Source organism: Stenotrophomonas sp. GbtcB23, assembly GCF_019091045.1.
GTDB classification, from domain to species: Bacteria; Pseudomonadota; Gammaproteobacteria; order Xanthomonadales; family Xanthomonadaceae; genus Stenotrophomonas; species Stenotrophomonas rhizophila_A.
Window position 1 is genome coordinate 1 of record NZ_JAGXKC010000559.1, and the last position, 249, is coordinate 249.

Annotated in this window: 1 protein-coding gene; it reads left to right on the forward strand. The window is 58.6% G+C overall.

All coding sequences use genetic code 11. The features are described from left to right. Positions 1-230, forward strand: a 230-nt coding sequence (locus tag KVS69_RS20100) for a hypothetical protein (protein WP_217539988.1), incomplete at its 5' end; no start/stop codon positions are given. Positions 231-249: the final 19 nt, after the last annotated feature.

A 249-nucleotide genomic window follows, 5' to 3' on the forward strand; every position in this document is an offset into this window, starting at 1 on the left:
TCATCGCGTACAGGGAGCATGTAAGAAGGAACTTCAGCTCAGAGCACGGCGCTGCGCTTGCAGCAACGCCACACCGGCGTGACCTAGATGCGGCATCTGAGGCTTCACCGGTGGCTAAGGAAACGACACTGCCTTTGGCCGAGACCGGCCAACAGCGAGCACCTGCTGAGGACTTGTTCGTACCCATTACCGGCCGGGTCAACTTGGGCAGGAAGGGGCCGAAGCAATGACAACGTTCAACTACAAAGG